This window comes from Thomasclavelia ramosa DSM 1402 (assembly GCF_014131695.1).
In the GTDB taxonomy this organism is placed as follows: Bacteria; Bacillota_I; Bacilli_A; order Erysipelotrichales; family Coprobacillaceae; genus Thomasclavelia; species Thomasclavelia ramosa.
This window is the reverse complement of the sequence record NZ_CP036346.1, coordinates 2,159,654-2,177,885: the sequence shown is the minus strand read 5'-3', so window position 1 is coordinate 2,177,885 and position 18,232 is coordinate 2,159,654. Positions and strand designations below refer to the sequence as shown.

Below are 18,232 nucleotides of genomic sequence, written 5' to 3'. Positions count from 1 at the left end.
TATTTATGAAAAATATGTTAAAGATAATCTTACTGATAGTTATAATCATGGTAAGCATTTATGCTTTCAATTCTACTTCAACATATTCATCAAATGAGGATCTAAAACGGGTTAGTGATACAATTAATCAACTTAGTTTAAAATGTTATAGTATTGAAGGCAAATATCCTAAAGATATTGAGTATTTGAAGGAAAATTATGGGTTGCTTTTAAATGATGAAGATTATCAGGTTATTTATTATTATGAAGGAGATAATTTACAACCACGAATCAAGGTATTTAAAAAGGAGAAGAACTATGAATAAACATCGTAATATACATGTATTATTTTCGCTGTCATTGTTCTTGCTTTTTGTAATTGGGTCTTTCTTTATTGTTACTTATGAAATAAAAGGATATCAAGTTATTAATGATACGTGTCAACAAGAAGATGATTTAATTGTGCCTTTGGCTTATTTAAACACGAAGTTAAAAGCAAATGATAGTGACGATTCGACTAAAATTGTTGAAATAGATAATACGCAATGTTTAGAAATTAAAACTGCTAAGACGGTTACTTATATTTATTGTCAAGATGGTTATCTCAAGGAATTATATACAAGTAATGACTATCATGCGGGGTTACAAGAGGGTAGTAAGTTATTTGCATTAGATGATTTTAAAATAGAACAAAAAGACCGTTTATTTAAATTTACAGTTACACGTGATCAAGTTAGCAAAAGTATTTCAATTTATTTACATGGATAGGAGGAAAGTATGAAATCAAAAGTACAGTCATTTTCGTTTTTAATGGAATTAATCATAGTTATCCTCTTTTTTGCTGCTTCAACAACAGTATGTGCCTCATTTATAGTGCAAGCTAAAAATAAACAAGTACAAGGGACTAATTTGCAAAATGCATTAATTGAGGCGCAAAGTATGATTGAAAGAATGCAAGCTTATCCGCAGGCTGATTTAGAACAATTATTGGAAGTAGAAAAAATCGATGAGAATCATTATCAAAAAGATAATATTTTTATTGAAATAGATAGAGATATGATTACTCAAGGAAAAATAATGATAAAGAATAAAAACGAAGTTATCAGTGAATTGCCTTTTGTATTAGGAGGTAATCACGATGAATAAGAAACATACTTCAATGCGTTTGGGAATTGGGGCGCCATCAATTTTTATGATTTTTGTGATTTTAGTTATGTGTGTACTGGCAATATTATCATATTTGCGAGCTAATTCTTATTATGAGTCAAGCGTTCGCCAAGCTAATATTACTAGTCAATATTACGAAAGTGAGTCACGGCTGTTAACCAAATATTATCAATTAGATAGTCAAAATTTAGAATATAGTTTAGAAAATCTTCAAATCGAGTATCAAAAAGAAGATGATTTATATATGCTTGAAGATAAAATAAATGATTCTCAAGTTTTACAGCTGTCATTTGTGCAAGAAAATGATAGTCTCAAAATAATTAGTTTAAAAACAATTAATCTGGAGGAATAAAATGGAAATAAAAAAATTATTAGAAGAAGTAGTAACTAAAGGGGCTTCTGATATCTTTATTGTTGCAGGTTCGCCTTGTGCTATTAAGATAGATGGGAGAATTTCAAAATATAGCGATGAACGTTTGACACCACATGATACTGAGCGGATGATTCGTGATATTTATGAAATTGCTAATAACGCTGGAATTGAAGAATTTATGAGAAGTGGCGATGATGATTTTTCTTTTTCTATTCCTAATGTAGGGCGGTTTCGGGTCAATGCTTATCGTCAAAGAAACTCTTGTGCCGCAGTATTACGTGTTGTTAGTTTTCAACTTCCTGATCCTGAAGTAATGCATATTCCAAAAGTAATTACTGACCTAGCTAATCAAAAGAAAGGAATGGTCTTAGTAACCGGCCCGGCAGGAAGCGGTAAATCTACGACATTAGCCTGTATTATTGATCAGATCAATCGTAATCGAAATACACACATTATTACAATTGAAGATCCTATTGAATATTTGCATAGTCATGACAAAAGTATCGTTTCACAACGAGAAGTTTATCACGATACCCATGACTATGTTTCTGCGTTAAGAGCAGCTTTACGGGAGGCGCCAGAAGTTATTTTAGTTGGTGAAATGCGTGACTTAGAAACTATTGATATTGCAGTTACGGCAGCTGAGACGGGGCATTTGGTTTTTTCAAGTTTGCATACAGTTGGTGCTGCTAATACGATTGATCGAATGATTGATGTGTTTCCTCCTTCACAGCAGCAGCAAATTCGAGTTCAGCTGGCAATGGTACTTAATGCAGTCATCTCCCAACAATTAGTACCAGGTATTGATGGTAAAATGATACCCGTATTTGAAATCATGATTTGTAATCAAGCAATTAGAACATTGATTCGTGATGGTAAAACGCACCAAATTGATAATGCTATATCTACTAATCGCCAAATTGGTATGGTTACTATGGATGATGCGATCGTTGATTTATATAAACAAAATAAGATTACAAAAGAGACAGCAGTCATGTATGCATCAAATCCGAATTTGATTGAAAGAAAATTTTAATTATATATTATTTTGGTTACAAAACGGTTATATTTTATTTAAAGTCTTGAAAAAAGACGATTTATTTTTTTGAATAAGAAAATATCATAATTGGAATATAGTATAATTATGATGTTGAAACATGTAAACAAGGGAGTGATTTTTATGGATAAAAAATTAGTATTAAAAATCAAGACCTTAGGTAGACTGCATATCACTGATGGGGAAAATGAATTTCCTCAAGAAAAGAAACGAAGTGCCCAAGTTGAGTTGTTGATTGTATATTTAATTCTTAATCGAAATGCTAATATAACTAATCCACAACTGATTGATTTTCTTTGGCCAGATGGAAATGCTGATAAACCGGAAGGAGCATTAAGAAATCTGATTTATCGAGCTCGAAAGGAAATGAAACAGTTTTTTAAAGAAGTTGATTGTATTAAATCTAAGGGACGAAGTTATTATTGGAATCCTGAAGTTGAATGTCGAGTTGATTATGAGGAGATGTTGAAACTTTGTCGTCGTGTTGAACAGGAAGATGATCCTTACCGCAAGCATGAACGCTGTTTAGAAATGATCAACAAATATCATGGAGAGGTTTTACCAGAGTTTAATTATAATGACTGGATCTTAGAAATAAATAATTTGTTAGAACGTAATTGTTTAGAGGCAATTTTAAAAACTTTAACGATTTTAGCTAACAATAACTTATATGAACAGGTTTTACAAATTTGTAATCACCAAAACAGTCAAAAAATAATGGATACACGATTATATGAAATGAAGCTTTATGCTTATTATAAGACAGGTAAAACAGATCTTGCATTATCATTTTATCGTCAAATCGTAGATTATTACTATAGTAAATATGGAATTGAAGTGTCACAGCGACTGAAAGAAATTTATGAAATGATTCTAGATACTTCTCCTGCGACACAAATTGATGTTGAAGAATTGGAAAAGAGTCTAACAGTTGATGATAACAATGATAATACATTTTATTGTGATTTTGACGTTTTTAAAAATATTTATCAAATCAATGTTCGTTCAGCAAGACGTTCGATGAAAGCACGAATTTTAACTTTACTTACGATCGTTGATACAAGTGGTTGTTTAGACGAAAAGGCGATTCGCCAAGAAGCAGATATTTTAAGAGAAGTGATTTCAAATAGTTTGAGAAAAAATGATGTTTATTCAAAGTTTAATATGACACAATATTCATTGATTCTTGCCTCACCGGATTTAGATGGCGCAAAAATAGCGGTTGATCGCATTACTAATCGTTATAATGAAAAGAAGAAACACGATGAGATTATTTTAACAAATGATTTGAAGAAAATCAGATAAATAAAAGGGGGAGAATTAGAGAATGGGTAATTTAATGAAAAAACTCAAGAAAACCAAAATGGTTAAACAGTTTGGAATTTTATCGTTAGTATTGGCTATGTTAATTGGGGTGATGTCAAATGGAACCATAATTAATGCGGTTGATGGTAATGCTGATGCGAACATTACATTTAACTCACGAATCGTAGAAAAAGTCAATGGACAGGATGTTGATGTTTCACAAGCTGATTCAGGAGATTCATTCTTTTTGGCAATTTATTATGCTGTTTCAGCAAGTACAGATGCTTCCAAGTATACTGAGTGTACGTTGAGTATCACGTTGCCAAACGATATTGAGTTCGATGAAACAACAGATATTAGTAATACTGGTTTTGATTCAATTGAACAAAGAACATCACTAGGGAAAAATATTCTATCAATTAAAAGTAAAGAATTGGCGGCTGGACAATCAGGTACGTTATATTTAAAAATGCATTTTAAGAATATGACAACTAAGAATGGCACAACTGCTAAGTTTGTTGATATGAAAATGACAGGTTCTATGGTTAATGAAAATGGAAGTTATACAATTAACCCAGTCTCTGTACCTGATGCTTCAGTTACCGCAAAAGCCAGTCAAGAATGGACTGTAGGGAAAAATGTTATTCAGCAAGCAGATGGTAATAATTACACGATTAAATCAATAGATGGGAAAGACTATTATAGTGTCGATTACAAAGTAACTGCCGCTCCAGGTAGTAATCTTACGGATTTAGGTAATAATTATGGTCGGCTTAACTGTACGACATTTGAATTAGTGGATACTTTACCGGTTGCTCCAGCAGGACGTGAAGATGGGGGAGCTGCTAATATCTCTATCAAAGTGGGAGATAAAGTACTAGAAGAAGGTGCTGATAAAGATTATGAATTAGTTTTAAATGAAAATGGTACTGTAAAAGCAATTAAAATTTATTATATAAGTACTTACGAAAGCAACCCGGATGATACTAATTATGTACCAGATGGTGCTGCAATGCTAACTACTTATACGATTAATGCGAATTATAGCAAAGATGCTTATCGTGTCTTACCAAATGAAAAAGATGATATTCCGTTTATTTTGGATAATAAGGTTGAGTTGAAATATCTTCCTTTGGGAGAAAATACGCCTAAGTATGTAAGTGCTAATGCTCCTGTAAATGTTGGCTGGGTAGATGAAAATGCGCCAACAACAAATTTGGATATTACCAAATATGTTACTGTTAATGGTGACAACAGTATTGTTGGTGATAATAAATTTATTTTTGATCAAGAAAAACAAGATTGTTATTATCAAAATACTGATTCACGTATAGCGTTTGGACTGTATACTGATGAAGCGTGTCAAAATGCTGCGACTGATATTGATGGTAACACAGTTGGCAATAGCAAAGTTATTGATAAGGATGGTAAAGTAAATTTTGCTAAAATTTCTGAAGGAACATATTATTTGAAAGAAACTGTTGGCAATTTACCATTTATTGGAGATGGTGTTGATAGTGCTAATGGTGAAACGATTTATAAAATTGAAGTTAAAAATGAAAATAATAAAGCTGTAGTTTATTTGGATGGTAAGAAAATTGAAAATGGAAAATTAGAAATAAATAATCTTACAACTGCTCAAGGATTTGGTTATGTTGCATTTAATAAAGTGGGAACAAGTGCAACGAATAGCCAGCATGGACCGCTTGTGGGAGTAAAATTTATTTTGACCAATAAAGTAACTGGAGATAAATATGAAACTGTTTCAAATGATAAAGGATTAGTCTTATTTGAAGGAATTATTGCAGGTGATTATACTGTTGAGGAAGATTTTTCAAGTGCAGAATATGATAAACCGGATGTTTATAAATGGGACGTTAAAGTTGAAGCAAATAAAGTAAACTATCCATCTTTAATGTTACAAGATCACAATACTGGGGTGCCATATGTTGTAAATAGTTCGAACAAAGGTAAATTAATTATTAATAAAGTTGATGCATTGACAGAAACAAAAAAATTAAATGGTGCTGAGTTTACTGTTTATGGGCCTTTTGAATCTAAAGAAACCGCTAATATAGCTATTGAGTCTGAAGATTTCAGTAGTGTGGACAGTTTTACTTTAAATGGTAATGAGGAATCAAAAGCTTTAGTTAAAGGTTTTTATGTATATCAAGAAACTAAAGCACCTAATCATTATAAACTTGATGAAAATTATTATGTGACAGAATTAAAAACGCAAACATTAAATGAAGTTACAGTAAAAAATGAAGAATTAGGATATTTACAAATCTTGAAAAAAGGATCATTAAAAGATTATCCAACTATTACGGTTAATTTAGCTGGAGCTAAATTCCATGTTTATACAAATAAAAATGTTACAGATGATAGCCTTGTAAAAGATGATGCGGGTAATCCAATTGTAATTGAATCTAACAATTCGGTTTCAAGTAGTTCAAATTCTAATAAAGTTGAGTTAGCTGCTGGAACATATTATTTAAAAGAATTTGAAGCGCCTAGTGGCTATAATCAATTAACAGATGTAATTACAGTCGAAATTCAATCTGGAAAAACAGCTACTAAAGAGATCATGAATGAATCAACTACATTAGGATATTTAGAAGTGACTAAAATAGATTCTAAAACAAAGGAGCCACTTGCCAATGTAACATTTGATGTTTACCGTAAAGATGATGATACTAAAGTTGATACAATTAAAACAGATAGTGATGGTAAAGCTAAAACTAAGTTTTTAGAAGCTGGTGAATACTACTTAAAGGAAACTTCGAAGTTAACTGGCTATGCTGTTAATACGAAAAATATTGATTTTAAGATTGAAAATAATAAAGAAACTAGTAAAACTGTTTCTAACGATCCGTTAGTTGGATATATGATTAGAAAAGTGTCATCTTTAGATCATAATACTGGCTTATATAAAGCGGAATTTAAATTATTAGATGCTGATAAAAAGGTAATTGATGAAGGAATTGAATCTAATGGTCAAGGGTATGTAATCTTTACTGGATTAACACCTGGAGCAACATATTATTACGTTGAAACCAAAGCACCGGATGGATATACATTAAATACGACTGAATATTCATTTACCGCACCACAAGTTAATGATACAAATAATTCATTAGTTTATGAGAGCAAAGAGATTGTTGCAAATGTTCCTAAAGGTAAGTTTACAATTACAAAGACTTCATTTAATATTGATGAAACTATCGCTAAACCAGCGGGAAATATAACGTTTGAATATTTTCCTAAGTTAAGTACGAATATTGATGAGGACCGTAAAATTGCTGATACTAATAAGACGCTTTTAACAGTTACAACTAATAATGATGGTATCGCTACTTCAAAAATAGTAGATGCTGGAGAATATTGGGTTGTTGAAAAAAATGTTAAATCAGAATTTGAAGTTGAAGGTGGTAATGCAAAGGTCGTAACTGTAAAGCCTGGCTCAAATACTGATGATAAATTAGTATCAAATGTTGATGTAGTCAACCGTTTGATCAAAGGTAAGGTGGCAGTTAAAAAGGTCAGCTCAGTTGACAGTGATACTGGAGTAGCAGCGACATTTAATGTTTATAAATGGAATGAAACAGGAAATTATACTGGTGATCCAGTGTATGTACTTACGACAAAAGCTGATGGTAATGTGGTTACTAGTGAATTCTTAGCACCGGGGAAATATGTATTAATTGAAAAAGCTGTGGTTGGAAACTATACAATTGATCCAACTCCACATGAATTTGAGATTGTTGAAGGTAAAACAAATAAAGTTTATGTTGAAAATCCAATTGAAAATGTGCCATACAGCAGCCTTGGTTTAGTTAAAACAGCTAAATGGTTAGATAAGGATAATAAAGATGTTAGTGAACCGCTAGCAGGAATAAAATTTAGTGTCTATAAAGCAAAAGAAGTATCATCAGATGAAGATGGCGCAATTAGTAAAGATGATAAATGGTATGTTAAAGATGGTAATGCTTTAGCAACGATTGAAAGTGATGTTGTAGAGAAGACGGTTTCAGGATTAGAGCCGGGATTCTATATTGTTGAAGAAAATTTAACTGCTGAGCAGCAAAATGATTATGAACAACAACCACCAAAAGTAGTTGAACTTGAGGCTGGTAAAACAACGCATGTTACATTTGAAAACACACCTAAAAAAGGAAAAATAAAATTAACTAAAACAAATGAAGATAAGACAGTTCTATTAGATGGAGCAGAGTTTAAAATTTATTACGTTGATAGCAATGGAAGCCAAACAATTACTGCTAATGATGGTAAAAAATATACTGTAAGTGATAGTGGGATTTCAACAAAGATTATTTCGGGAACAGCTGTTTTATATGATGCAAATGGTAAATCCTCAAAAGATCCTGGGGTTGGTTATTCAGTTTTCCTTGATCCAGGTAAAGAAGTAGTATTACAAGAAGTAAGAGCTCCAGACTATTATGGAATAATCCACGAATGGTGGTATGTTGGTGAAATCAAAGCACAACATATTAGCGAAATCGAAGTACAGAACTATTTATTGACTAATCCAATCGGTTATAAATACGATGAGGCAGAAAAATTACTTGCTGGTGCTACCATGGGATTGTTTAGTACTGAAACTGGTGCAGATAGATTGAATAAGTTAAGTCAAACTGAAATAGATGAGGTAATTGCTGATTCAGAAAAATGGGCAGAATATGATTTGGTAAGTACAGCTGTATCTACTGATAAGTACTTCAAGTTTGAAAATATTGATTCTACTCAAACTTATTATGTTACTGAATTAAAACAGCCAGCTGGCTATAATAAAAACACAGATATTCGTAAAGTGACTGTTGAAGTCAATGGTAAGGTGTATTTTTTAAAGGATGCTGATACTAATGAAACGGTTACATTTATAAATTATAAATATCGTCAGATCTGGGTTAGTAAAGTTTTAAAATTTGCAGGTGAACAATCAGCATTAACAGGAATTAATTTCAAAGTATATCCAGTTGTAGAATCGAATGAAAGCGTTGCTGATGCATTTAAAATAGGTGATAAGTGGTATATTAAAACGGGAGAAGAAGTAACTTATACAACTGGTACTATTTCTTCAGGGAAAACAGGCAGCTTTATGACAGCTCCTTCTCCAGCTGGATTATATGTAGTTGAAGAAGATATAACTTCATTACCAGAGCATGTCGTTGCACCAGATACTACTAAATATTTAGTTAATTTAGGTTTTGATACCGATAATACGGATCTCTATTCAGATCAAGCAGATGCTTCTAATGTGATTGTTAATACTAGTAATTATGGTAAATTAGCATTGAATAAGGTGTCTAGTACTAATTCAAATACTTATATAAAAGCGACATTCAATATTTATGCTAAAAATGACGAGGCTGGACATGATTATAGTAAAGATACACCAATTTCAACTATCACGACAAATGGTAATCAAAATGCTGTATTGACAGACTATTTGAAACCTGGAAATTATGTGCTGGTTGAAAGTTTGATTAGCACTGATGGGTATGTATTGAATCCAACACCACGTGAATTTACAATCGAAGCAGATAAAGTTACTGGTTTAGATGGTAGCGTTTATACTACGGTTTCAGATGCTGTCAAGAAGCCATTGGTTGTAACAAATGTACCAAAGGGTAGTGTTGAATTAACAAAACAAGGAACCTATCTAGATGCTAATGGTCTAACTAATCCGGTTGCTTTAAGTGGAGTAAACTTTAATGTATATAAATCAGTTAAATTAGCTGACGGTACCCTAGATTTATCGTCTACTAATTTAGTTGGAACAGCAGTATCACAATCTAATGGTAAGCTTCAGTTCAAAGTTAATGGAACTGATGTTACTAGTAAAAAGTGGTTAGAAGCAGGTGATTATATCTTACAAGAAACTACTGTAGGTACTACAAATAAAAATAATGGTTTTGCGGATTATGCATATCTTGGTAAGTTTACCATTACACCTGGAGATATTACAAAAGAGATTGTCAAAGTTGACGAAAATGGTAATGAATCAGGTAAAGCCGATAATGTTATCAGTAATACTTCATCTTATGGCAAATTAGAAATTACGAAAGTTGATCATTATGATAAAACAAAGAAATTAGCTGATGTTGTTTTTGAAGTGTTTAATGAATCCGGAATCTTAGTCGATACAATTAAAACAAATAAAAATGGTGTTGCTAGAACAAAATTATTACCGGCTGGGGAATATACACTAAAAGAAAAATCTACTAATAACGATTATTTCTTAAATGATACTCTTTATGGTCCTTACACAGTAGAGGCTCTAAAAGTTACTGGTACTGATGGAAAAATTGAAATTACTAATATGATGAAACAATCACTTAAAGTAATTAAAAAAGATAGTCATACTGGAAAAGAAATTGATAAGTTAGACGGTACAACATTTAGTTTATATGATGCTCAAACGGATGGGAATTTAGTTGCTACTGCAACGTATCAAAAAGATAAAGGAATTGTTTTTGATAATTTACGCCCGAACACTACTTATTATTTACAAGAAGATATATCACCAAATGGTTATGTAATCAAAGATTCTAATCGAATTAAAGTTACAACCAAAACTAATGGAGAAGTAACAACTATTGAAGTTGAAAATGAACCTTTAGGAAGTATTAAAATCGAAAAGATATCAGAATGGTCTATTTATGGAGCAAATGATAGTAAGACTACACGTTTCCCATTAGCTGGAGCTGAATTTACTTTATATAAAGATGTAAATGGTGATAGTAAACTGCAAGATGATGAAAAGGTTAATGGAATAGTAAAAAATAGTGATACTTTAGGAATTGTCATCTTTGATAATTTAGAAAAAGGAAAATATTTATTTGTTGAAACGAAGGTTCCTGATGGTTATGATGAAACAGTTATGAATGATGTATATGCTGTTGAGGTAACTGAAGGAGAACAAAATATTGTTTATACCGAAGCTGGAAAAACAGATGATGCTCAAAATCATGGTCCTATTATTAATACGACAACAGCTGGTAAGTTTACATTTACTAAAACTGATCCTGAAGGAAAAGGTTTAAGTGGAGCTACTTTCCAATTGATGAAAAAGAATACAGATGGAGATTATGAGAATTATTTGGATTCATTTACGATAGAAAATACAGATGGTAAATTTGAATCTTCGGTAATTGAAACTGGTAAATATCAGTTAGTAGAAATCACTGCGCCAGACAATTTCGAGATTATGCAGCCAATTGAATTTACGATTGAAGCCGGCAAAGTGACAACAGTTACTTCTAAAGATGCAAATACAGTGGTTAATCAAGCCCTTGGTAAAGTGGTTATTACTAAATATGATGATCGCAGTAACTATTCAAATGTGGGAAATAAAGTCTTAGAAGGTGTTGAATTTGGATTGTACCAAGAATCTGGTGACTTAGTTCAAACAGTAAAAACTACTGGTAAAGATGGTAAAATTATATGGACTGATGTTCCTGCTGGAAATTATTATGTAAAAGAAGTTGCGACTTTAGACGGTTTTGAACTTGATACTATTGTGTATCCTGTTACTGTTGAATCAGGACAAAGTACAGTAAAAGAATACTTACCAAATACAGATGGTAAAATAATCAACCATTCTAATATGGGTAAAATAGTTGTTAAAAAGACAAGTGATGCTAATGAAAACTTAGCAGGGGCAGTATTTAAAATAACTAATCCTAACGATAGTGGTTTTGTACCAATTATTATTACTACAAATGAAGATGGAATAGCTAAAACAGAATTACTGCCAGCTAATAAAGAAGGTACAACTTATGTAGTTACAGAAATTAAAGCGCCTGATGGTTATACTCTTGATGACAAGTATCATGACATCGAACAATCTGTAAAAGTATATCCAGTCCAAGATGAAACAGTTATTTTATCAGAACAGAGTAAAAACTATCTTGAATTTAAGAATAAAAAGCAATCTGATATTATGGATATTGATGGTAAGATCATAAAGTATATTGATGGTGATAATAACACTTTATTAACTGCAAAGACTGTTGAAACACCATTATTAGATGCTGCGGATACAGAAACATTCTTATTGAGAGAATATGCTCAAGCTAAAAATGATGTACCAGTAAGAAGTGTTGAAGTGGAAGATAGTTTAATTAAAATGTATTATTATGATGCTAATGGTAATTCGGTTGAATATATGCCAGATGCACCTTATGTAGTTAATACTGTAACAGTTCATAGTGCAACTGATAAAAATGGTAATAAGATTCAAGCTCGAGTATACTATCAAACAGCTGGTAGTGATGAATGGATGACTAATAATAGTTTAGTTGCTGATGTCTCAACGAATAGTCAAGGAATTAGTTTAGAAGGTTTAAATGCATTAAAAATCAAAGTAGTATATACAAATGTTGTTAGCAAGGACTTAATTGCAGAGAATTTTAATGCTACAGGAATTGATGTGAATGTGACATTTAATAAACGTCCTTCAGATGCGACTGTTCATGAAGTTAGAAGAGTTTCAAACCAAACAAGTGTAACATATAACTATACACTTAAAGATAATGAAGGTAATGATCAAAATGCGCAGTATACAAAAGTTTCAGATATAGTAAATCTATATTATCCTTTAAAAGAATCAGTAACTCCTCGAGTTTCACTAGGAATTGTTTCTGGTGAGAAGGATAAAACTTATAAGCCAGGTGAAACTATTGAAAGTGTAATTACTGTTAAAAATGAATCAACTAAGGAAAATGAAATTATTGAACAACCAATTATTAGTTTTGATTTACCTATCGGTATGTCACTAAATAATAATAGTTATAGTATAGGAGATTTACAAACTAGGTTCCAAGTAATAGTATTTGAACATGATGGAGATACCTCAGGTAAAGCATTAGAACCAGATGAATATACTGTTACTTATACTAATGATGTTCCTGCTCGTGTTGTTGAAAATAATCAATTAGTTGAAACGACATCAAAAACTAAGAAGATAACAATTGATTTAGGTGAAGATTTTAAATTTAAACCTGGAATGAAGATACAGATTAGTTATAAAGGAACTAGTTCAATTAATGATACTAGCACAACATTATGGGCACCAGCATACTTTACTAGTGGAAAAATTATTGCTTTGTCAGCTGAAAATCCTTATGGAAATAGTTTTACTGTCGAATCCGCTACAGGTTCTAGTTACAATACACTTGTTGCTGACAGTGTGCTAGATGAAATTACTAATAAACCAGATGAAACCGGTGATGGATTAAAGTATCCAAATAGTAACGGAATCATTAAAATCAATGAACAAAATTATTTATCAATCTATAAACAAGTTAAAGGTATTTATGATGATGATTATTTAAATAATAATCAGATTGCTAAAACAGCTCCTGGCGAAGATTTGGATTATAAGATTGTATTTAAAAATGGTGAAAAATCAGATCGTGCTGTTAGTAAGGCGCGTGTTGTAGATATTTTACCATTTGAAGGTGACTCGTTAGTTAATCGTACAAATGATAACTATACTGCAAGGGTTACAAATCTTGATAAATCACCAATTTTAAATTATGTAGATTGTTTAACACCAGGTGTTTCTTATAAAGTCTACTATTGTGTTGGTGAAAGTGAAGATACTAAATGGGATGAATGGAAACAAGATGCCCGTACAAGTAAAACTGCTTCAGAAGAATTGCCAATTGTATATGGTAATATGGATGATGATGATTGGACAAGCGGCGCTCATCAATGGATAGAAGCATCAAATGATATTGATTTAAGACTAGTTAGTGCTATTGCTGTTGAATTTGATTTCTCTAATGCGCCATTAGAACCTAATCAGTCAATTGAATTGCATGTCAACATGTCTGCTCCTGAGTACAGTACTTCAGATTTAGAGAAAGTATCTGGTAAGTTAATGTCTAACTCTGCTTTAGTTGCAGTTAAACGTACTGGTCTAGATACTGTAAATGACAGTGATATTGTTGAAAATCTTGAAGTTAAAGCTGAAATTGCATTACCTAAAGGAACAATCGGTGATTATGCATTCTATGATATGAACCGTGATGGTTTACAAGATAGCAATGATTTACCGGTTCAAGGTTTAAATGTAACATTGCATAAATTTGTTACAACGATTAATCAAAATGAAGGAAAAGTAACTAAAGAATTAGATTCAGAAACAACTTTGACTGATGCCAGTGGTAAATATGAATTTACAAATCAAGATTGTAATGTTTTAAAAGATGGTAAGACGGATTCATCATCAACTAATCCAAATGATTATGTTGGTAACAAGTATTATCAGTATCAAGTTGAATTTGCTATTCCAGAAGATGAGTCTTTATATAAATATGAGCCAACTCAAAGATACGCTCAAGATGTTGATGGAAAACCACAAATTGAAGCTGATTCTAATATTGGAAATGATCTTAATAAGGATGATTATTGTAAGACAGAATTATTTACTTTGACCGCAACTAAACAAGCTGATGGCAGCTTAGTAGGAGAAACTAATTTAACATTAGATGCAGGATACGTTGCATTAGGATCTCTAGGAGATTTTGTCTGGTTTGATGAAAATAAAAATGGTATTCAAGATCCAGAAGAAACTGGTGTAAAAGATGTGATTGTAAATCTTTATACAGTAACTAATGGTGAGGTTAGTGGTACTCCAGAAAAAACTACTAGAACTGATGAAAATGGTTACTATTTATTTACTGATTTAGAAGATGGAAGTTATGTTGTTGAATTTGATATTCGTGGTGTTAAACCAACAATGGGTGGTGGACACGCGGAACGTTTCTACTTTACTAAAAATGGTGGAACAACAGATAGTGCAATTGATTCTAATCCAACTATTACTGATGAAAATAAGAATACTTTAATTGCTCGTAGTGAAGTAATTGATTTAGCTTATCATACAAGTGATATGACAATTGATGCTGGGTTAACAGTTTATAGTGCAATATCTGGTGTTGCATTTGAAGATCGTGATTATTCTGATATTCAAAATTATCAAGATAGTGATGGTAAAGATGTTGATATCAAATTACCTGGTACGATTGTTGAATTATATCGGGTTGATGAAGAATTTGGAATTGAAAATAATATCCCAACAGAATTAGTCGCATCTACTGTAGTTGGTGAAGATGGAAGCTATTTATTTGATTATTTAGATTCTGGAACATATGTTGTTAAATTCACATATCCTGAAGGATATAAGGTTATTGAAGCAGATGTTGGTGATGATGATACGCTTGATAGTGATGTGGCTTATCATATTGAGACTAATGAGAATAGGATGTCGGGATATACAGGAGTTATTAATATTCCTGTCAATACAAGAGTTGATAATGTTGATGGTGGTGCAAGATTGTATAGCAGTTTAGGAGACTATGTTTTCAAAGATGTTAATGCTGATGGTCTTCAAGATGAAACAGATATCGTGATGCCGGATGTACCAGTATATTTGTTTGCTAGACAAAAAGGTGAAGAAGTATGGACATCAATTGCAAATACAATAACTGATCAAGATGGTAGATATCGTTTTGATAACTTAAAGGGTTCAACTTATACTGGTATTGAATATCGTGTAATCTTTGATTTACCACTTACTACAAAATTGACAGTTCCATATGCTGGGGATGATCCAGAACTAGATTCTAATGCTTTAAATGAATATGTACCAGGACTTGGTTTCCCAACTCAAACTATTGATTTAGCATATAATACAGTAGATTTAACATGGGATGCTGGAATCGTTCAATCAAAAGGTTCTGTGGGTGATTATGTTTGGTATGATACAAATGTCAATGGCATTCAAGATGAAAATGGAACAGGTATTGAAGGTATTAAAGTTATTTTAGAAACTAATTTAACAGGTAATATTGCTGATGAAAATGATTGGCAAGAAGTAGGTACAACTTATACAAATAGCCAAGGATATTATATTTTCAATGAGCTATCAGAAGGATATTATCGAGTTAAATTTGAAATTCCATCAAAATACAAAGTTACATTGTCTACTCAAGGTGAAGATAGTGCTGAAGATAGTGATGGTATTTATAGCGAAGATGGAGTTTGGTATTATACCCGTTCATTCTATTTAGATCAAGATGGATATGATATGACATGGGATTGTGGAGTATATGACCCAACAGATACAAAATTAACTAAAACAGGCAGCACTGCAACTGGTGATAGTTCTGATATAAATGGATATGTTGTCTTAGGATTTAGTTCAATATTGGCTTTAGGAGCAGTATACTTTGTATCAAATAAAAAAAGAAAAGCTAAAAAAGCTGAGAAAATCTAGCTAATTTATAAAGAGGCAGATTAAAACCTGCCTCTTTGTATGATAAATTAAAGTTTTTTGACTATTTGCTAATTTTATTGTTTTTTGTGATAAGAGTGTGATACTCGAATGCTATTATAAGTGTGTAAAAAGGAAATGGATTGAAAGATTTAAAGGGGGAATGACCTATGAAAAAGAAATTATTCAGATTATTAGTGGTTCTAGCGATGATTGTTATGCCAGTTACAGGAGTGATGATCAATGCTGAAGCTGCTTCAAATTTAATGTTAGGGACAGCTGTTTCTAACAATCCTGATACTAGAGTTTTCACAGTAAAAAACAATGGAGAAGCAACTACATTTGCATGGGAGGCAACTGGAACAGGTGAGACTAACGGTGTTAGTATTGCAAGAGGTGAAACTAAGCGAATTGAAGTACCTGCTGTAAATGGTAGTTCACATTTGACAGTATTAGCACAAGATGCTGCGGCCGTTCAAGAAATTGCTAGTTTAAATCAATACTATATTAATGTAACATTTAGTACAGTTGATGGGACAGAATTAATGAGTGCTAAAACAGTAACTTGTACTTATAACAATAATGGAACCTATACTGCACCAAGTACGATCACACTTGGAAGCAGTGTTTATGATATTAATGGTAATAACTATATATCTGTTCCTTATGGAACACGTTCAATTGATTTTAAGTATACAAAAAGAGCACAAACACCATATACTAGTACAGTTGCTTTGATTGATCAAGATGGTGTTGAGCATAAGATACTTTCTTATCAAGTAACAGAAGCTAATGGTGGTTCTGTTAATACACCAGAAACGTTCGTTTCAACAATCAATGGTAGAACTTATAAAAGAATTGCTGGGCAAAAAGCAACAGTAAGTCAAACTTATGCACAAGGTCAAATGAGATCAATTGTTCGCTATCAAGTTCAAGATGATGTAGCTAGTAAGCCATATAATATCTATATTCAATATGTAGATAAGGCTACTGGTAGTGCAATTTTAACGAAAAAATTGTTAGTAGAAAAAGATAAGACTGTTGATCATACACCATCTAAAACATTTATGAAGGGTGGAAAACAATACGAGGTAGTTGATGGAGCTAAAATCACTCATACTTTTGGTGATGCAACAAAAACATACCAAGTAGAATATAAACAAGTTATTACTGATGAAAATACACCACAACCAATTCAAGTAAATTATGTTGATTTAGCAACTGGAGAAGATTTACAAATTCATCAATATACAATTGATCCTGGAAAAACAAAAACAATTGAAGTTGACACAACTGTTGAAATTGATGGTAAGACTTATGTTTTAAGTCCAAATCAAGAAAGTACAATTACTCATAAATTTGGTGAGGAAACTACAGAATACAATGTTTATTTTAATGAAAAAGGTTTAGAAGTTGATAAATATGAAGTATCTGTAACATATATGAATGTTTCAAACACATATGTAGGAGAAGATACATTATACACAACTAAATTAGAAGCCAATGTTGGTCAAGAACTAAATATTGAAGTTCCTGCACAATATGAGGCTAATGGAACAACGTATGTATTAATGAGCGGACAAGCAACTAGTTATTCACATGATTTTTATTCAACAAGAAGAAACTATGTAATGGTTTATCGTGATGTTAATGATACACAAAATGAAATAGAATTTATTCCTGGTGAAACTGGGACGGATTTGGCTGCTACTACTCCAGGAGGAACTAATTTTACAATCGATGGTGGAACTGGTAATCCAATGATTACTAATCCAGATGGAACAGTTACAACAGTAGATCAAGATGGACAAATCGTTCCATATGAGGAACCACAAACTGAAGTAGTTGATGAAAATGAAACACCATTGGCAAAGGGTGATAAGTCAACTAGTAATAATACTGCTTATGTAATCGGTGGAGGTTTTGCAACTGTTGCAATAATCGCTGGAATCATTGCTTTTGTAATCAAAAAGAAAAAGGCTCAACAGGCATAAATAATTTGATCATTCCTATCCTTAGTAAAAGCAATTCTTAATTGGATTGC

At 31.9% G+C, this 18,232-nt stretch carries 8 protein-coding genes; all 8 read left to right on the top strand.

Annotated elements, in window-relative coordinates:
- Positions 1–5: 5 nt before the first annotated feature.
- The 8 genes from EYR00_RS10545 (at position 6) to EYR00_RS10510 (ending at position 18,182) form a co-directional block, all read left to right on the top strand.
- Positions 6–305, top strand: coding sequence for a hypothetical protein (locus EYR00_RS10545; protein ID WP_003536374.1), 300 nt, complete (start codon positions 6–8; stop codon positions 303–305).
- Positions 298–747 carry a DUF4860 domain-containing protein gene (locus EYR00_RS10540; protein WP_003536375.1) on the top strand — a complete coding sequence of 150 codons (450 nt, stop codon included), beginning with the start codon at positions 298–300 and terminating at the stop codon, positions 745–747. Before EYR00_RS10545 ends, EYR00_RS10540 begins: the two co-directional genes overlap by 8 nt.
- A 9-nt stretch (positions 748–756) precedes the next feature.
- On the top strand, positions 757–1,125 hold the full coding sequence (locus EYR00_RS10535; RefSeq protein ID WP_003536376.1) for a type IV pilus modification PilV family protein: 369 nt from the start codon (positions 757–759) through the stop codon (positions 1,123–1,125).
- The gene (locus EYR00_RS10530; protein WP_003536377.1) at positions 1,118–1,498 is read left to right on the top strand and encodes a hypothetical protein; all 381 of its coding nucleotides are present in this window, start codon (positions 1,118–1,120) and stop codon (positions 1,496–1,498) included. Before EYR00_RS10535 ends, EYR00_RS10530 begins: the two co-directional genes overlap by 8 nt.
- Before the next feature lies 1 nt (position 1,499).
- Positions 1,500–2,555 carry a type IV pilus twitching motility protein PilT gene (locus tag EYR00_RS10525; protein WP_003536378.1) on the top strand — a complete coding sequence of 352 codons (1,056 nt, stop codon included), beginning with the start codon at positions 1,500–1,502 and terminating at the stop codon, positions 2,553–2,555.
- Between the two features lie 144 nt (positions 2,556–2,699).
- A complete protein-coding gene (locus EYR00_RS10520; protein ID WP_008791375.1) occupies positions 2,700–3,881 on the top strand; it encodes an AfsR/SARP family transcriptional regulator in 1,182 nt (393 codons plus the stop codon).
- 22 nt (positions 3,882–3,903) lie between these two features.
- The gene (locus tag EYR00_RS10515) at positions 3,904–16,191 is read left to right on the top strand and encodes a SpaA isopeptide-forming pilin-related protein (protein WP_003536380.1); all 12,288 of its coding nucleotides are present in this window, start codon (positions 3,904–3,906) and stop codon (positions 16,189–16,191) included.
- Between the two features lie 167 nt (positions 16,192–16,358).
- Entirely contained in the window at positions 16,359–18,182 is a 1,824-nt protein-coding gene (locus tag EYR00_RS10510) for a hypothetical protein (protein ID WP_003536381.1), read from the top strand.
- Positions 18,183–18,232 lie beyond the last annotated feature (50 nt).